Source organism: Bradyrhizobium sp. Leaf396 (assembly GCF_001424605.1).
Taxonomy (GTDB): Bacteria; Pseudomonadota; Alphaproteobacteria; order Rhizobiales; family Xanthobacteraceae; genus Bradyrhizobium; species Bradyrhizobium japonicum_C.
In genome coordinates this window covers 1-15,844 of the sequence record NZ_LMQJ01000040.1, presented here as the reverse complement: position 1 = coordinate 15,844, position 15,844 = coordinate 1, and the positions used below count along the sequence as shown (strand labels likewise).

The window sequence follows — 15,844 nt, the reverse complement described above, 5'->3', positions numbered from 1 at the left end:
CCGGCACGAAACATGAAGTTCCTGCGGGAATGGCCGTTCGACCTCTATGCGGGATTGCTGCTGCGCGCCGGCCTCTTCGTGAGCGCTTCTACTGCCGCAATCTGTGCCTGCTCGGGGCGGCGCTCGCGATTCCCCCCCGCATGCGGATGTTCGAATCGCTCAAGCGCTACCGCGAATGCGCCGCCGAATGTCACGTCTGCGCGCGTCGCTGCACGGTGCAGGCGATCCATCCGCCTGAGCGGGGTCAACGGTGCGCTGGTGAACCGGAAGGTCCTTGACGCGACAGAACACCATGAACACCTTTGATTGGTAGACGGACGGAGTCGATCCGTGAAGTTTTTGCTGAGAATTATGCTTGCAACCGTTATCCTGAACGTTGGTCCAGCCGTCGCGCCGCGCCGTAGAGCGCCGTCGCTTCTCCTGCCCTACAGAAGGAATTCGATGGCTTCATCGAGAAGTTTCGCGCGGCACTGAGGCAAACGATTCCGCCGCCGTTGCCGGTATGACAAAATTGCCGTTTATGAATGACAGCGCAATTCGCGACACCGCGCAATCCCGTGCCAAAACCTATCAGACCTCGTTCACGGCGAAAAAACGCGCGTGTATCCAGCGCGGCAAGGCCTTTACGACCGCGATCAAGAGAACAATGACTATTACTCAGTCTTCTGCGGCCAGCTCATCTTCCTCTTCACTAAGACGCCGGCGGGCTTCCTTTTCACGGATATCGGCGCGAATGACTTATCAGGCACAATGCCGTTCACTGCTGCAACCGTTAATCGACCTGCGCTGATTGATCAACGCTCGCGGAATGCGACGTGGGCCGCTTAAGGTCAAAATCGCGGGTCGACACCACTGCGAGCCGCTTCCGGTCTTCGCTCGACAGGGGACGCTTGGCCGAGCATTGAGCTAGGCAGCCTCGGGCCAGAAGCGGGCATGCAGTTGGTCTTAGCCCTGGGTCCCTTCGAACCTGCTCATGGACGCTCGGTCGCCCGCGCAAGATGCTCGGCTCGGACAACCGGCCTCTCCTTGCCTGCATCATGCTGATCGCTTGCGATCTGCTCGATTCTAAAGCGTTGCCTTCTGAACGTCCCGACTATGTCATTCGGATCAGCGCCTTCCGCTGCGGCAAGATCCCGCAAGGGGGGCCATTCCACTCGGCAGACGATGCGGTCAACGCCATTGAACATGGCGAAACCGCTTCAGGCTATGCCGCCTCGAACTCGCCTGACGAATCAGGGACAAGGGGCATATGAAACTCTGTTTCGTTGGCTGCGCCGCCGCAGCGCAATTTGCCGTCTTTAACGCTAATGCTTCATCGTGACACTGTCACTGATCTCAAAGAGGGGCCGTTCCTCGTCTCTTACCCTGACTGAGATCGCAGAGCCCTTTGCAATGAAGACGTCGCTGGCGATAGATGTGGCGGTCTGAGCGCTGCAAGGTGCGCAGCATCAAAAGATGCAAACTCCTCTCCATGATCGTCGTCAGCGGCATAAAAGTCATCGCGAATGTCGAAGAAGTAGCGCATCAAAGTGCTGGGTCTAAATGAAGGTAGAGTGGATTGAAGTCCGCGACTTGCCGGAGGCCTTCCAGATCGAGAATGCTGATTTCTCCTCGTTCGATTTCCAGCAGACCCTTCGATCGAAGTTCTTTGATCACTCTATTCGTATGGACGATGCTCGTTCCTATTGCCTCCCCAAGAATGACCTGGGTGACTGGGAACCTGAAGGACACGTCTGTAACACGGCCGATTGTTGTGAGCCTCGTGTATATTTCCAGGATGAGGTGAGCCAACCGACTTATGGCGTCGCGTTGTCCCACGTTGCATATCCACTCCCGGAATATCGCAGAATCGATCAGCGTGTCCCGCCACAGCGCTTCAGCAACCCGGGGGCTGCTCCGGGTTAACGAGCGGAGCGCATCATGAGGAATGAACCCGAGGATGCAGTCCTCCAAGATGGTGAGTTCGTGATCGAGAACGTGAAGGTGCAGACTTTGCAGATCGGGGATGTCGCCGGGCTGATGAAAGGAGAGGATTTGTCGCCTTGCATCTCCAACGATTTTTGATCGTTGCATAAACCCGTCAATGATCAGGCAACAAACAGAAGGCCTATCTCCGGTTGCAACCACCGTCTGCCCGCCGGCCACCCGCTTAACGGTTATCGGAAGCCGCAAGATCGCCTGTTCATCCTGGTCCGAACTGTTAGCCGTGAGCCGCAGCCGCTTGAGCAAAGGCTCCATAATATCGAGCGTCATCGTTCCCTCCCGACGCAAGAGTTCCGGTATCCAGTATGGAGCCGAGCAGAGTGCCCGGCAGGAGCGGAATCCATGCGGTCCGCGATAGCAGGCTCCCGCTCATCCCGGTAGCGGCGATCAAGACAGCGCCATTGCGTTCCGTGACAGGCGTTGTAGGGCTGGTGGGCGCTCCCCGCTAGAGCAGATGAGTCTCCGTTGACGGCGCCGGCTCTTCAGTTCCATATTGTCGAAAATGGTTTGTCGAGCCCTTGAGAAGCCGGATGACGCTGTCGGATCGCGTGAAGTCGACTATGGAAGTCGTGTTGGAAGAGACGTGCCGGGAACTTCCAAACGGCGGTGACCATGAGATCCGGAAGGTCATTGCTGAACAGCTTCTTGCAGCTGCCGAGGCTGGGCACACCACCTTGGATGAGCTGCGGGCCGCAGCGCTGCGTGCATTCCCCAGCGCAGCAAAGATCACTCGACAATAGAAAGCGTTGGAGACGGCTTGTGGCTTCGGTGCTGCTTATTGAGGATGAAGCACTCATCCAGATGATGGTAGCCGACAAGCTCGCAGAGCTGGGCCACACCGGATGTGGCCGAAGCCAGTGATCTGGCCCCCGCCCTGGAGCTCGCCAACAACACCAATTTTAATTCGCTGTGGTCGGTGTCTTGCTCGGCCGCACCAGCAGCGAACCGGTCGCGGCGGTCACAGAACGCAAGATCCCGTTCGCCTTTGCGAGTGGCTAGGGGCTGATGGAATGCCGGGCGGATTTCATGACCGCCCGCTTCTCACCAAACCCTTTCAGATAGATCAGCTCGAACGCTGTATTGAAATACCCCCACGGCGTTCACACCATCGATGGCCATGCGGTTGCCGATCCAGGTTTCCTTTCGGCGCTCCGGAAGATCTCAAAGAGCTATGAAAGACCTGAATAGGGGTGACGGATTCGCACGCGGTTCTGACCTTGACCGCGAGCGCCAGCAGCCTCGATCGCCAGAATTTCTGCGCTACTTCCGCCAGCCGCGGGCAGCGGCGGCGACGACAGCAAGTGTCGCTTCCGCGCCGTCGGCCTCGCCTTTCTCGAAGTCGCCTTCCGTCTGTGCCATAGCATTCGTGACGTGCGCGAAGCAGACGATCGGTCGGCCGCTCGCCGCGCTGAAGGCATAGAGAGCGGCGGCTTCCATCTCGACGGCAAGCGTGCCCAGATCCCGCGCACGCGATATGGCGGCCTCGGTTTCTCGGTAAGGCGCATCGGTCGTCCACGTTGCGCCCCGGTGCAGCGTAATGCCTGGCAGAGCCCGTCCCGCCTGCTCGACCCGCGCGAGCAGCGGCGCGTCGGGTGCTTCGGCGAAGATCGAGCCCGGTAGGTAATGATAGCTCGTCCCCTCGTCGCGCAGCGCGCGGTCGATCAGGACGAAGTACGGCGTCGGGCCGGTTGGGGTGATTTGTCCGGCGGACGTGACGCTAACGAGCAGGCGGCAGCCGGATGCGAAAAGTTGCTCGGCGACCAGCACGGCGAACGGTGCGCCGACGGCGCAGCCCACCATGCCGACCTCGCCGATGCCGTCGAGATCGAAAGCAAGAAGCTCCGTGTGATAGCAGGCCCATCCTTCATGGATGCGCCCGGCGCCGTTCCGCTTGAGGTGACGGACGACATCACCGTCCGGATCGAGCACGCAGATTTCGGGGACCGCGACGAGCGGCAACTGCCTCTGCCGGCGGGCCTCCCTCAGCAGCGCTTCGGGCCGGAACACCGAGGGCGCTTCGTGGTCCTTGACGCCGAGAATCGGTCACGCGGATTCCGCGCGGTGAGGCTTGTCATCCATGATGCACCTGATCGGCTTGTCTTCACGCGAGGGATTCGACCGGGAGGCCGGCGGCTTTCCATTCGGGATAGCCGTCCTCGAGCCGGCGGACGCAATAGCCTCGCGTCCGGAGCGCTGCAACCGCTTCGAAAGATAAAACGCAGTAGGGACCACGGCAGTAAGCGATCACCTCACGGCCTTTCGGAAGTTCGCCGAGGCGTCGTTCCAGTTCGGCAAGCGGGATGTTGAGCGCGCCCGGCAGATGGCCAAGAGCGAACTCGTCTCCGGGGCGGACATCGAGCACCGTGACGAGATCGTCGTGCAGTCTCGCGACCAGATCATCTCGCGAGACAGGTTCGAGCGCATCGCGGGCGTGGAAGTAGTCGGTCACGACTCGGCCGATCTCAGCGATATTCCGCTCGCCGACCCGACCCAGCGCCTTCGTCAGCGCGACCACTTCCGCTTCGCCGGCCAAGCGATAGAGAACGTGTTTACCCCGCCGCTCCGTCTCGACGAGACGCGCGCGCCTGAGGATCTGCAGATGGCGGGATGTGTTGGCGAACGTCAGATGAGCACGGGCCGACAGCTCCTCGACGCTGCGCACCCCTTGGGCGAGGTGCTCCAACAGCTCAAGCCGATGCGCGTGGCCCAGCGCCTGCGCCACCTCGGCAAGGTTCTCATAGATCGCGTGTTTCGGTCCGGTACTTGACACGGCAGCTCCTGAATATATCATTCAGCAGATTGATTGAACGTTATCTATCCGCTCTCAGAGAGGAGTGCAAGGCCATGATCCTTCGCCAGTTCTTGCATAGCGATCCCGTCGGCATCTCCTACCTGTTCGGTTGTGGTGGCAAGGCCACCTGTGCAGTGGTCGACCCCGTCGGCGATATCCAGCCCTATCTCCAAGCTGCCGACAACGCCGGCATGCGCATTCACTTCGTCATCGACACGCATGTTCATGCCGACCACCTCTCGGCGGGACGGGCGCTCGCGGACGCTGCGGGGGCGTCCTACGTGCTCTCTTCGAACGCGAGTGTGTCGTTTCCGTTCAAGGCGGTTGGCGACGGCGACGCCCTGCCGCTCGGCAACATCACGGCAACGGTTCTCCATACACCGGGTCACACGCCCGAGCATATCTGCATTCTGGTGACGGACCGGACACGCGCCGACGAGCCATGGTTCGTGTTGACCGGCCACACTCTGATGGTCGGAGATCTCGGCCGCACCGAACTCGCCGCCAGCGCCGAAGAAGGCGCCAAACAACTGTTTCGCAGCGTGAGTAAGCTGAAGGACCTGCCGGACTATGTCGAAGTGCTGCCCGGCGCCTATGCGGGTTCGGTCTGCGGCCGCCGGCTGAGCGGCAAGCCCTGGTCCACGATCGGCTTCGAGAAACGGCACAACCAGGCCTTCATGATCGAGGATGAAGTCGAGTTTGTCCGGTTCATGGTCGCCGAGATTCCGCCGGCACCGCCGGAAGCCGCGAAGATCAGAGCCGCCAATTCAGGCATCACGGCCGCTGCGGCCTGATGTCATGAGCGAAGCGGCATCCGCTCCACAAGGCTCGCCTTCGGTCAGATTGGGGCTGAGGGAAAACTGGCCGGAATTCGCTCTGCTCGTCCTGATCAACGCCTTCGTGGGCGGAATGGTCGGGATCGAGCGAACCGTCGTGCCGCTGATCGGCGCGGAGGAATTCAAGATGGGCTCGACGACGCTTGTCGTCTCGTTCATCGTCAGCTTCGGCGTCGTGAAGGCGTGCGCCAATCTCGTGTCCGGCCAGCTAGCCGACGCCTGGGGACGCAAGTCTGTTCTGGTCCTCGGCTGGCTCGTTGGCCTGCCAGTGCCGTTCATGATCATTTGGGCGCCGAGCTGGGAATGGGTGATCGCCGCCAACGCCCTCCTCGGCATCAATCAGGGCCTTGCCTGGTCGATGACCGTGATCATGAAGATCGATCTGGTCGGACCGAAATCGCGCGGCCTGGCGGTAGGTCTGAACGAGTTCGCCGGCTACCTCGCAGTCGGCGTGACCGCCTATCTCACCGGATATCTTGCGTCGGAGTACGGGCTACGGCCGGCGCCGATCTACCTCGGTGTGGCCTATGCCGTCCTCGGCGCCGCGCTCTCGATCCTGTTGGTACGCGACACCCGCGAGCACGTCCGGCTGGAGACCGCGGCGCATGCTCGTCAAGCATCTCCGCTCAGTTTTCGGGAGATCTTCGTTCTCACATCGTTCAGGGATCGCAACCTGTTTGCCGCATCGCAGGCGGGGCTGGTGAACAACCTCAACGACGGCATGAGCTGGGGCATCTTCCCGCTGTTCTTCGCCTCGTTCGGTCTGGCCGTCGATCGGATCGGCATATTGAAGGCGGTCTATCCGGCGACGTGGGGCATCCTCCAGGTCGCCACCGGTCCCCTGTCCGACCGCTGGGGCCGCAAGGGCCTGATCGTCGGCGGCATGTGGGTGCAGGCCGCGGGCTTGTTCCTGACCGGGGCAACTAGTCATTTCGAATGGTGGCTCGCCGGCAGCCTGTTGCTCGGACTTGGCACGGCCATGGTGTATCCAAGCCTGATCGCCGCCGTGTCCGATGCCTCGCATCCGAGCTGGCGCGCGCGCTCGCTCAGCGTCTATCGCTTCTGGCGCGACCTCGGCTATGCGATCGGGGCGCTGTCGGCCGGCATCATCGCCGACCTGTTCGGCATGTCCTGGGCGATCGGAGCGATCGCCGCCCTGACGTTCATTTCCGGCGCTGTCGTAGCGGTGTTCATGCGGGAAAGGGCGGGCTCGGTTGACCTCGCGCAAAAAGCGGGCCGACCGGCGGAGTAGGCTGGTTTTCATCAATGACGGAGCAAGCCGATGCAGAAAGCCTTGATCCAGACGGCCGCCGCTCTCTCCCTCCTGCCCAGCGCAGTATGGGCACAGGCGCAACCGCCGTCAGATGCCGAACGCTACTACGGCTGGGGTCCGCACATGATGGGTTGGGGCGGAGGATGGTATCCCATGATCTTCGGTCCGTTGTTCATGATCCTGTTTCTCGCGGTCCTGGTTGCCCTCGCGGTTAGCCTCGCTCGCTGGCTGGGCGGGCCGTGGCCAGGGACATATCCGCCACACCAATTGCCACCCGCCCGTACACCGCTCGATATCCTCAAGGAGCGCTTTGCACGCGGTGAGATCGACAAGGCGGAATTCGAGGATCGGCGGCGCGTTCTCGGCGAGTGACTCGGCGCGCTGCCTCAGGCTCGCTTAATCGGAAGGGAAGACGCCTGTGCAGATTCTGCTGATACTGAATGATGCGCCGTACGGCACCGAGCGCACCTACAACGGCTTGCGCCTGGCTCTCGCTCTCGCCAAGAGCGATCCAGAGATCACCGTAACGGTGTTCTTGATGGCCGACGCGGTCGTGGCCGCGAAGTCGGGCCAGAAGACGCCGGACGGCTACTACAATGTAGAGCGCATGCTGAAGGGCGTTCTCGCGGGTAAAGGACAAGTCCTGCTTTGCGGCACCTGCATGGACGCCCGCGGGCTCACTGATGCCGAGATACTCAGTGGCATGAGACGCAGCACCATGGCCGAACTCGCGACGGCGACCGTTTCCGCCGACAAGGTGTTGGTCTTTTGAACCGTCGCAGAGGAGCAGCTGGCATGCCGCCGATCTATCTCGACTACAACGCAAGCACGCCTGTGGATCCGGCAGTCGCGGCGGCGATGCGGCCATTCTTGGATCAAGCCAACGGCAACCCGTCGAGCGGGCATTGGGCGAGCACGCCAGCCAAGGCCGCCCTGGAGCGCGCTCGGCCAGATCGCCGCGCTGATCGGCGCTGCATCTGGCGAGATCGTGTTCACCAGCGGCGGCAGCGAAGCGAACAACCTCGCAATCAAGGGCACGTTCTTCGCGCCGAACCGCCAAGGGGCGCACATCGTCACCTCGGCCATCGAGCATCCGGCTGTTCTCGCTCCCTGCCGATTTCTCGAGCGGTTCGGCGCCTCGACTACCCATGTCCCGGTGGACCGGACGGGCCGCGTCGATCCGGACAACGTGCGTCGCGCTATCACTCCGCAGACGACACTGATCAGCATCATGCATGCCAACAACGAGATTGGCACCATCCAACCGATCCAGGAGATCGGCGAGATCGCGCGGGAGCACGGCATCCCTTTCCATACCGACGCAGCGCAGTCGGTCGGCAAGATCTCTACCAAGGTAACCGAACTCGGCGTCGACCTCTTGTCGATCGCTGGTCACAAGCTTTACGCCCCGAAAGGCGTCGGCGCGCTCTACGTGCGTGGCGGCCTGGAATTGGAGCCGTTGATCCACGGCGCCGGTCATGAGCTGGGCCGCCGTGCCGGGACGGAGAGCGCGTTGCTCGCCGTTGGGCTCGGGGCAGCGGCCGCGTAGGCGCAAGACCTTGCTCCGATGGAGCATGTCCAGGCTCTCCGTGATGCATTCTGGCAGGCGCTGCAGGATCGTTTCGGCGATCGCGTCGTGCTCAATGGCCATGCGCATCGTTTGGCCAACACCCTCAACGTGTCATTCGTCGGCAAGATCGGCGCGGATATCCTGGCACAGCTCGGCGACGTCGCGGCATCGACGGGGTCGGCGTGCCACTCGGGACGGATCGAGCTCTCGCCCGTTCTCGCCGCGATGGGCGTGCCGGAGAGGATCGGCAGGGGAGCGATCCGTTTCAGCTTGGGAAGGACCACCACATCGGACGAGATCGACCATGTGGTCACGCGTCTGGCTGAAATCGTATCAGCCTGATCGCTCGGCGGAGGCAGATCATTTGGCGACTTGAACGCGTCGTTTCTCCGCCAGCAGCAGGACAGGCTCGTTCGTGGAATCGCTCGCCGCGGCGAGATCGAGATCCGCCCGTTCGAGAGCTGCCGCGACTTCGGCGAGCGCCGGAAAGCGGTAGATCTCGGGCGGAAACGACGCAACAGCGGCCAAGTCAGCGTTGGTCCGGAACGACAATCCCAAACAGCCGCCTGGCTTTAAGACGCGAGCGGTCTCCCTCAGGCACCTATCGAGATCCTTCCAGAAGTAGCGCACGTGGACGCAGAGCACCTTGTCGAAGGAATCGTCGGGGAACGGCAGGGACTCCACGCTCGCAAGGACTACACTGACACGATCGGCCTCCACGTGCGCGCAGTTACGCCGCGCTGCGATCTCCCCCATCAGCTCGGAGGGACCCACGCCAACGATGCGTCCGGTCGCCGCGCGGCTGGCCAATTCGGTCAGGCTGCGTCCGTGTCCACAACCGACATCGAGGATGCGGTCGCCTTGCTCGATACTGAGCGCATCCATCACGCGCAGATTTTGCCGTCCGGTTTCGCGAGCCATGATGAACGCGATTAGTCGACCCAAGAGTCCTCGAGCATTCCTTGCCTGTTCGGCTATGAAGCGGGGTCGGCGCATGACGGGATTGTGGCGCAAGGCCAGGATATTGGCCCGCCGAAAGTGAAATTCGGCTAGTCAAATCTGAACTTGCGCGAGCGGTTTTTCCGGCTCTGGCAAATGCCCCCAAAACCGTGCTCGTAACTTGGCGCTCCGTAGGGGAATCGAACCCCTGTTTCAGCCTTGAGAGGGCCACGTCCAACCATTCGAGTGAGACTCACGGGGCTGCCCGCCTATACCGCAACGCGAAGCATCGCGACAAGGGGTGGCATGTTGGGCCGTCTCTGGAGACCCGAATCTTAACATGCCTGAATCCCAAGTCGGCAAAATCGGCTACAATGAGATTTTCCCTGCTGGGGGCATCTCATGTTCGACACGGCAACTTCCGCGCTTTTGCGCGCGGTCCTCGATGAAGTATGCGAAAGTGTCTCGGCCCGCGAGATCGGCGCGCGCACGCAGGTGGCTTCGAAGATTCTCGAGGCTGCCACCAGAGGCGAGGTGTCTCCCGAACAGCTTCGGCAGCTTGGCCGGGAGGCCCTGTCCCACGCGCCCACGATGTGGCGCTGATCTGATCCGGAGCGGGGCATGAACTTCCAGGTTACGGTCCTGAAGATCCTGGTGGCCTACCCCGATGGCTTCGCCGTCATTGCAGACCTGAAGAGGGACATGGCCATCCTGGCGACCAGCGGACGCGACTGGGCGGACCGGACCAGACGCCTCGCGGCGCGGGTCCCGGGTCTCGACATCTGGTCACAAGGGCTAGTTGAGCGCATAAGCGGCGGGTGGAGGCTGACTTCCAAGGGTCGGGAGGTGCTCGAGTTCATGGAAGCCCGGCCGTCGCCGGAGACAATCCAGGTGGCTGCAGCCAACGAGACCACCCTGCCGGTTGCCGAACAAACGCCGGTTCCTCTCCTGCGGCAACCCTCCGACCGCGCCAAGCGCCGGAGAGAGCGCTGCGAACGTCGTCGCGAGGCCCGCGAACGAGCCAGGGCAAACGCCTCCTAGTAGGAAAATAGCGCCAGCGAAGCCCTGCGGCTTGGTTTGCCCCGACCGTCGATTGCCTCCCCAGCCCCAAGCGTACTTTTTCTTGCGGCCATGCCCGCAGATCTACAGACCGCTTTCCGATTCGGCGGGCCAAATGGCGGAGTTGTGCACCGGGCTCTTTCAGGCCGGTAGGCCCGAAGGGACGCGGACGGGAGCCGAACCCGCGCGGTATCGCCGGCCACGACCTTCCCTTCGAGCCCCACCACGCCCAGCACATCACATCTGAATGCGGGCCCCGCTTCTGCCGACGAGAGCACCTGTCGCTTAAGGTCGGCCCTGACGCGGTCGATCAGGACACAGGGCTCCGCGGGCCGGTCACCTCGATTGATGGCCGTGGGCCAACTCGCTGAGCGTCCCGAGCGGCATCCGTTCAGGCCCGCAAATGGTGATATTCTCGCCGAGCTCTCCGGCTCCCACCTCGAAACCGGCCTCCGAGAGGGATGCGAAGAACTCGTATGCGATCTTTGCGGCGCGGCGATCAAGGTGAGACCTCAGCGACAATCAGTCAGCGACAATCAGGATGAGACTGCGCCGATGGGGACGGACCGAAGGGAGGGCGTACCGTCCCCATCGGCGTCGCGCTTTTCGGACCCGTCTGGCGGCTGGGTGCGGCCGGTGCAAGCTGTTGATTCGTCTCCAAGAGGGAATCGATGCCTTGCCCGGCCTTCACGTCACCGACCACCAGATGAGGCTGTACATGAACTACCGACTGACATTATCCCCCGAGGCGGCTGCGGCCAAGGCGGGGTTCTCGAAAGCAAGCGCGTATCGGATCGAGGGCGATTTGCGCCTGCCATCTCAGAAGAAGGCGCCGAGGGGCCGGCGACGGTCAGATCCGCTCGCGCCCTACTGGGACGCTGAGATCATCCCGATCCTGAAGGCTGCGCCCGGCATCTGCGTGATCGGCGTGCTGGACGAACTGCGCCGACGGCATCCCGACCTCAACCCGAACATCCGACGCACGCTGGAGCGGCGCCGCGTCGGCAGCATCGAGCTTGACGAGATTTGGGGCTACGTCGGCAAGAAGCAGAAGCCGTCGAGCGTCACGAGATCGGCCACAAGGGCGATCAGTACACGTTCGTTGCGCTTGGCTCCGCGCCAGTCGTGCCATTCCAGCTACCGCACTGGCAAGCGCGACAGCGAGAATACGGACCTGTTTACGCAGGACTTGCGCGAGCGCGTGCTTGGCGAGCCGGAGATCAGCACCGATGGCTTCCTGCCGTACCAGAACGCCATCCGCGATGCCTTCCGGGGCAAGGCCCACCATGGCGTGATCGTAAAGACCTACAGCGTAACCTGTCTGTAAAAGACGCTGCGCGCCGCTACAGCCCGGCAGAGGTAATTGCAGTAGAGCGTGACGTAGTAAGAGGCTTCCCGGTCAAAATCTCGACCAGCTACGTTGAGCGCCAAAACCTAACGCTGCGCATGACGCAGAAACGGCTTGCCCGGCTCACCAACGGGTTTTCATAGAAGCTCACCAATCACGCTGCGGCAGTCAGCCGTCAGCCTGTACGTGGCTCATTACAATCTGTGCCGCGTCCACGAGTCCTGCGGACCACACCAGCGGTTGCCATTGGCGTTGCGGATCGGGTCTGGACGATCGGGGATCTGATTGACGCGGTGCTGCCGCTGGAGCCCAACAAGCCAGTGCGAACTGTGCGTAGCTTCCGAGTAATTGATGGCGGGAAAGACTAGCCCGCTAATCCAACAAATCGAGGATCAACAATGACGCCTTTTGCCGGGACAATCTTCTCGCCGGCGAAGGGCAACAGCAGTTCAAGCTGATCCTTGTCCTTGCGCTTGAGGGAAGGCGTGAGCTTTCTTTCAGGCACAGGCAGCGGTGGCATTTTCGGCATGTGCCCCGCGAGCATGTTTTCAACTGTCAAAATCTGTATGCGCGGAAGGCGCCCATGCACGGACTTCGCCACATACCCGGAATCGCGAGCTTCTTTGAGCATTGCTGCGGTTGGTTCTGCCAAGCAGACAAAAATACCCATTTCGGCTTCCTCCCGTTCGATTACGCCACGGAGGTCGCGGACCATTTGAACTCCAACATTTTCCCCGCCCTTAACGGAGATGATGATGCGCCCGTCACCATAAGGGCCATTCTTGAATAGTATGTTCCCATCAATTCCGCGGTCGGCGCCCATCTTTTCTTCGCGGTAGGTTTGCGCGCCGACGCGCCAAGCTGCCCACCACTGGAATTGATGCTTATCACGTCGGGCAAGATCGCGAGCACCCGCCAAATCCTCGGGTCGACCAAACACCTTAAATTTTGCTTCAGCGTGCTTCGCGCGAAGCCGCGCCTCAATCAGGGTGATGGCGTAGTGGGTCACATCGATGCCGATCCATTGACGGCCAAGTCTCTCAGCGGCCTCAACAGTGGTCCCGCAACCACAGAAAGGGTCCAAAACAACATCGCCGGGATTCGATGATGCGCGGATAATGCGCTCAAGTAGTGATAGCGGTTTCTGCGTCGGATAACCTAGTCGCTCCTGCGCTTGCGAATTGATGGCGTCAATATCGGTCCAAACGTCCTTGAGAGGAACGCCGGGAGCGTCCGACAAAAATTGCTTATAACGGGGAAAGCCATCATTTTTGGGCCAGTAGATCAGGCCAACACGATCCAGCTCGTCCAAGCGATCTAAGAAATCGAAATCAGCAAGGTTGCCTCCTGTGACCTGCTCATATTTTGAGTAGAGATAGGAGGCCGGTTGCCAATGTCGGCCCTGCTCTGTTGGATTGAAGCCGCGCCATGCGGTGCCACTAGGGCCTGTTCGCGTACCTGGACCGGTAAGTGCCACGTCTTGAAAGGCTTCACCGGTTGCCGCGTCAACCTTGCCGAACTTCTTCTTGTATTCGTCGGTGTAATCCTGCCGCAATGTATTCCAAGTCGCTGCCGCAGACTTCGTGTAATAAAAGATCACGTCATGAACAGGGCCGAACCGTTTCGCAGAGTTGTGCGATCCTGTCCTCTTCCAAACGATTTCGTTGCGGAAATTTTCGTGCCCGAATATCGCGTCTAAGAGTATCTTCAGGTAGTGGCTCGCCGTTGGATCGCAATGAAGATAAAGCGACCCTGTATCCTTCAAAACATCGCGTAGCTCCAACAGCCGCGCCGCCATCATGGCTAGGTACGCCATCACGGCGTTTTGCCCGATGTAAGACTTCATGCCTTTCAGCGCCAGCGCGATATCACCGGAGGCGCGCATAACGTCGTCATAGGACTCGGCCGCCGCCTCGCTCCACTCCCAAGTGTCCCTAAACGCTTCCGCCTGCGCCTTGGCAGCCTCGCCCGTAGGCTCCTTGAACAGCAGGCTATAGGTCGCGTTAGAATTGAACGGTGGATCTAGATAGACCAAATCCACGGATTCTGGTGCGATCCGGTCCCGTAGAACGGGAAGGTTGTCGCCAAAGAACAGACGATTACCTGTTACGATCTTTGCCCGAGCCACGCTGCAATCCCCATCCCCAAACGGGAATGGATCGTTAGGCACAACCGGATTCTGTTCCGTTAAATCACAGGAATCGCTCTCGGCATGGTTAGCGAGAGCTAAACACTGGTCCATTTTGAGGTGTCCTAATCCAAAATGGCGCGTGTCCTAATTAGGACAGACCCGATTTTCTGGCATGATGCCAGCGTCCACTCTTTGTTCTGGTTTCACTCGCGGATTCCGCTTCATCTCGGAAGCCATGATGCTCCCGCCGAACAGACAAGTCGCGATTCCGGCTTCCATCGCGTCAACTCTGGGCTGGGCCGGTCCTGCCGCGGGGCCGGATAAGACCGCTTCCGGGATGCAGAATGCCCACCAGATCGCAAACTAAATCCCGGATCACACGCAGATTGCTCGCCAGCGCGCTCGTATGACGGTCGATGAGGGCGCGCGAAGGCGCGTCGAAGAGCACATCGCCAAACGACGAAGTATTCAGCATGGTTGGCGCTCGGGCTGCGCGGTCTCCTCGTTAAGAACTTGGGACCCTTTTTAAGCCGCCTTCGGCTTGTCGAGTGGAGTCCGCTCCCGCTGCAGGAGCGCGATGGCCCGCGCGATGACGTCGTTCCCGGCGGGACGTTCGACGTGGAGCGATTTCCCGCTAACCACGTAGCTCGGAAACAACTCCATCCAGGCCGCGGTGATGCCGATCGGGAAGAAACCATATTTCTCCCCTTCCATCTTGAAGGCATGCCCTTGAATATAGAGCCTTACTTCCCGGTCCATCCCCACGCGGCGACACTCGGTTTTGAAGCGATGCCGCCAGCCGTGATTGGGCGCCACCGTACCCGGCTCGATGCCGGCCACCTCCCGCGCCCACTCCGCGAGCCCTTCGGCGCGCGTCTTGTGGATCGTAAGCTTTGCCTCTTTCAACTTCTCCTTCCCGAAGAAGAGCGGCAATCCCTCGCGCGAGCGGACGAATTCGAGGAAGCCCTGCTCGATGAGGTGGCGGTGAACGGGAACGATGCGCGGACGACCGTTCTTGCTTCTTTGTATGTCGATCCCCCATACGCCGGCTTCGAAGATGATATGTTTCGATTCCAATCGCGTTATCTCGGCAACCCTCGCGCCGCTATAAGCGATCAGCCACGGAACCCAGCGGCGGGTGTTCGCCACGTCCTCGCAGACCTGCGCGTTGGGCGTAAGACTCGCCTTCAGGATCGCGTAAATTTCGCTGTCCCGAAGATCCTTTTCCCGCGTGCGAGGCAACGGTTCGCCGTCGGGATTGACCGTGTCGCAAGGATTCGTGCTGATCAGTCCGTGTTTTCTCGCCGAGTTGAATACGGTCTTTATGGCCGCGAAGTAGCCGTCCTTGATGCGAACGTCGCTTAGCCCTTGCTTTTCCTTCAGGTACCTGATCCAGCCCCGTATGTCGTCTGCCGAGACCTTCGCGACTTCATCGTGGCCGACGAAGGCGATGAATTTGTCGATGCACGCCTTGAACGCGGCGTGTGTGTCGGGCTTGGCCGTCGGCCGCGCGCGTACCCAGGACGCGCAAAGACCCGACAGGGTCGTCGTCTCGGGGTCGGGCCACGCCGGATAGAGATTCTCGTCCGGATCGGGGCGGAGATCACCATTGATCTTCTTTAGAGCGGCGCGACATGCGTGTTTGGCGGCGCGTTGAGCCGCTTGAATCAAATGCCAACGGGCGTGCGAGTTCACTATCAGACCTCGCGCAGCCAAGACGGCATCCACATGGTAGCCATGGAGGCTTTCGAGCGCCGCATCATCGTCGATCGGCTTGGTGACCTGCCTGGGCTGCTCGCCGTCGATTTGATCTTCCCCCGATAAAGTGGACGGGTTAAGCGGCTTTTAGCTCCATCTCGATCGGGGGGATATATCCGAGTGCGGAATGGAGCCTTGTCCGGTTATAGAATCCTT

Annotated in this window: 16 protein-coding genes, 1 tRNA gene and 2 pseudogenes; 11 read left to right on the top strand and 8 right to left on the bottom strand. The window is 61.0% G+C overall.

Annotated features, from left to right (window positions below):
* The coding region (locus tag ASG57_RS38965) for a hypothetical protein (RefSeq protein WP_210169299.1) at window positions 1-278 on the top strand (278 nt) is incomplete at its 5' end.
* 224 nt (window positions 279-502) lie between these two features.
* Entirely contained in the window at window positions 503-790 is a 288-nt protein-coding gene (locus ASG57_RS39490; protein ID WP_230646907.1) for a hypothetical protein, read from the top strand.
* A 181-nt stretch (window positions 791-971) separates the two neighbouring features.
* On the opposite strand, the gene ASG57_RS40160 is transcribed toward ASG57_RS39490, so the two are convergent.
* Both ASG57_RS40160 and ASG57_RS27200 read right to left on the bottom strand, forming a co-directional pair.
* Window positions 972-1,187: a DUF1488 family protein gene (locus tag ASG57_RS40160; protein WP_080654862.1), complete on the bottom strand. Its 216-nt coding sequence runs from the start codon at window positions 1,185-1,187 to the stop codon at window positions 972-974.
* 337 nt (window positions 1,188-1,524) lie between these two features.
* Window positions 1,525-2,253 carry a Crp/Fnr family transcriptional regulator gene (locus ASG57_RS27200; RefSeq protein ID WP_057198427.1) on the bottom strand — a complete coding sequence of 243 codons (729 nt, stop codon included), beginning with the start codon at window positions 2,251-2,253 and terminating at the stop codon, window positions 1,525-1,527.
* Window positions 2,254-2,513: 260 nt separating this feature from the next.
* Between ASG57_RS27200 and ASG57_RS27195 the strand changes: the two genes are divergently transcribed.
* Window positions 2,514-2,723 carry a hypothetical protein gene (locus tag ASG57_RS27195; protein ID WP_024338916.1) on the top strand — a complete coding sequence of 70 codons (210 nt, stop codon included), beginning with the start codon at window positions 2,514-2,516 and terminating at the stop codon, window positions 2,721-2,723.
* A gap of 520 nt (window positions 2,724-3,243) precedes the next feature.
* On the opposite strand, the gene ASG57_RS27190 is transcribed toward ASG57_RS27195, so the two are convergent.
* Both ASG57_RS27190 and ASG57_RS27185 read right to left on the bottom strand, forming a co-directional pair.
* Window positions 3,244-3,990 (bottom strand): nucleoside phosphorylase, encoded by a 747-nt coding sequence (locus tag ASG57_RS27190; RefSeq protein ID WP_230646906.1) that lies wholly within the window; start codon window positions 3,988-3,990, stop codon window positions 3,244-3,246.
* Window positions 3,991-4,084: 94 nt separating this feature from the next.
* Window positions 4,085-4,753: an ArsR/SmtB family transcription factor gene (locus ASG57_RS27185; RefSeq protein WP_057198423.1), complete on the bottom strand. Its 669-nt coding sequence runs from the start codon at window positions 4,751-4,753 to the stop codon at window positions 4,085-4,087.
* A 74-nt stretch (window positions 4,754-4,827) separates the two neighbouring features.
* Between ASG57_RS27185 and ASG57_RS27180 the strand changes: the two genes are divergently transcribed.
* From ASG57_RS27180 to ASG57_RS27160, 5 genes and pseudogenes are all read left to right on the top strand, one after another.
* Window positions 4,828-5,568 carry an MBL fold metallo-hydrolase gene (locus ASG57_RS27180; RefSeq protein ID WP_057198420.1) on the top strand — a complete coding sequence of 247 codons (741 nt, stop codon included), beginning with the start codon at window positions 4,828-4,830 and terminating at the stop codon, window positions 5,566-5,568.
* 4 nt (window positions 5,569-5,572) lie between these two features.
* The gene (locus tag ASG57_RS27175) at window positions 5,573-6,862 is read left to right on the top strand and encodes an MFS transporter (protein ID WP_057198418.1); all 1,290 of its coding nucleotides are present in this window, start codon (window positions 5,573-5,575) and stop codon (window positions 6,860-6,862) included.
* Between the two features lie 30 nt (window positions 6,863-6,892).
* Window positions 6,893-7,255, top strand: coding sequence for an SHOCT domain-containing protein (locus ASG57_RS27170; protein WP_057198416.1), 363 nt, complete (start codon window positions 6,893-6,895; stop codon window positions 7,253-7,255).
* Between the two features lie 46 nt (window positions 7,256-7,301).
* Window positions 7,302-7,655 (top strand): DsrE/DsrF/TusD sulfur relay family protein, encoded by a 354-nt coding sequence (locus tag ASG57_RS27165; RefSeq protein WP_057198414.1) that lies wholly within the window; start codon window positions 7,302-7,304, stop codon window positions 7,653-7,655.
* 216 nt (window positions 7,656-7,871) lie between these two features.
* Window positions 7,872-8,795, top strand: a pseudogene (locus ASG57_RS27160) (cysteine desulfurase family protein).
* A gap of 18 nt (window positions 8,796-8,813) precedes the next feature.
* Here ASG57_RS27160 and ASG57_RS27155 read toward each other — a convergent pair.
* Window positions 8,814-9,374 carry a class I SAM-dependent methyltransferase gene (locus ASG57_RS27155; protein WP_057198412.1) on the bottom strand — a complete coding sequence of 187 codons (561 nt, stop codon included), beginning with the start codon at window positions 9,372-9,374 and terminating at the stop codon, window positions 8,814-8,816.
* A gap of 200 nt (window positions 9,375-9,574) precedes the next feature.
* Window positions 9,575-9,654, bottom strand: a tRNA-Glu gene (locus tag ASG57_RS27150).
* Between the two features lie 140 nt (window positions 9,655-9,794).
* On the opposite strand from ASG57_RS27150, the gene ASG57_RS27145 reads away from it, so the two are divergent.
* The 3 genes and pseudogenes from ASG57_RS27145 to ASG57_RS39480 form a co-directional block, all read left to right on the top strand.
* Window positions 9,795-9,995, top strand: coding sequence for a hypothetical protein (locus ASG57_RS27145; protein WP_057198410.1), 201 nt, complete (start codon window positions 9,795-9,797; stop codon window positions 9,993-9,995).
* Window positions 9,996-10,013: 18 nt separating this feature from the next.
* On the top strand, window positions 10,014-10,433 hold the full coding sequence (locus tag ASG57_RS27140; protein ID WP_057198408.1) for a hypothetical protein: 420 nt from the start codon (window positions 10,014-10,016) through the stop codon (window positions 10,431-10,433).
* A 694-nt stretch (window positions 10,434-11,127) separates the two neighbouring features.
* A pseudogene (locus tag ASG57_RS39480) lies at window positions 11,128-11,448 on the top strand (IS21 family transposase); the annotation flags it as partial.
* A 715-nt stretch (window positions 11,449-12,163) separates the two neighbouring features.
* On the opposite strand, the gene ASG57_RS27125 reads toward ASG57_RS39480, so the two are convergent.
* On the bottom strand, window positions 12,164-13,927 hold the full coding sequence (locus ASG57_RS27125) for a site-specific DNA-methyltransferase (protein ID WP_230646905.1): 1,764 nt from the start codon (window positions 13,925-13,927) through the stop codon (window positions 12,164-12,166).
* A gap of 528 nt (window positions 13,928-14,455) precedes the next feature.
* The gene (locus ASG57_RS27120) at window positions 14,456-15,625 is read right to left on the bottom strand and encodes a tyrosine-type recombinase/integrase (protein ID WP_162250087.1); all 1,170 of its coding nucleotides are present in this window, start codon (window positions 15,623-15,625) and stop codon (window positions 14,456-14,458) included.
* Window positions 15,626-15,844 lie beyond the last annotated feature (219 nt).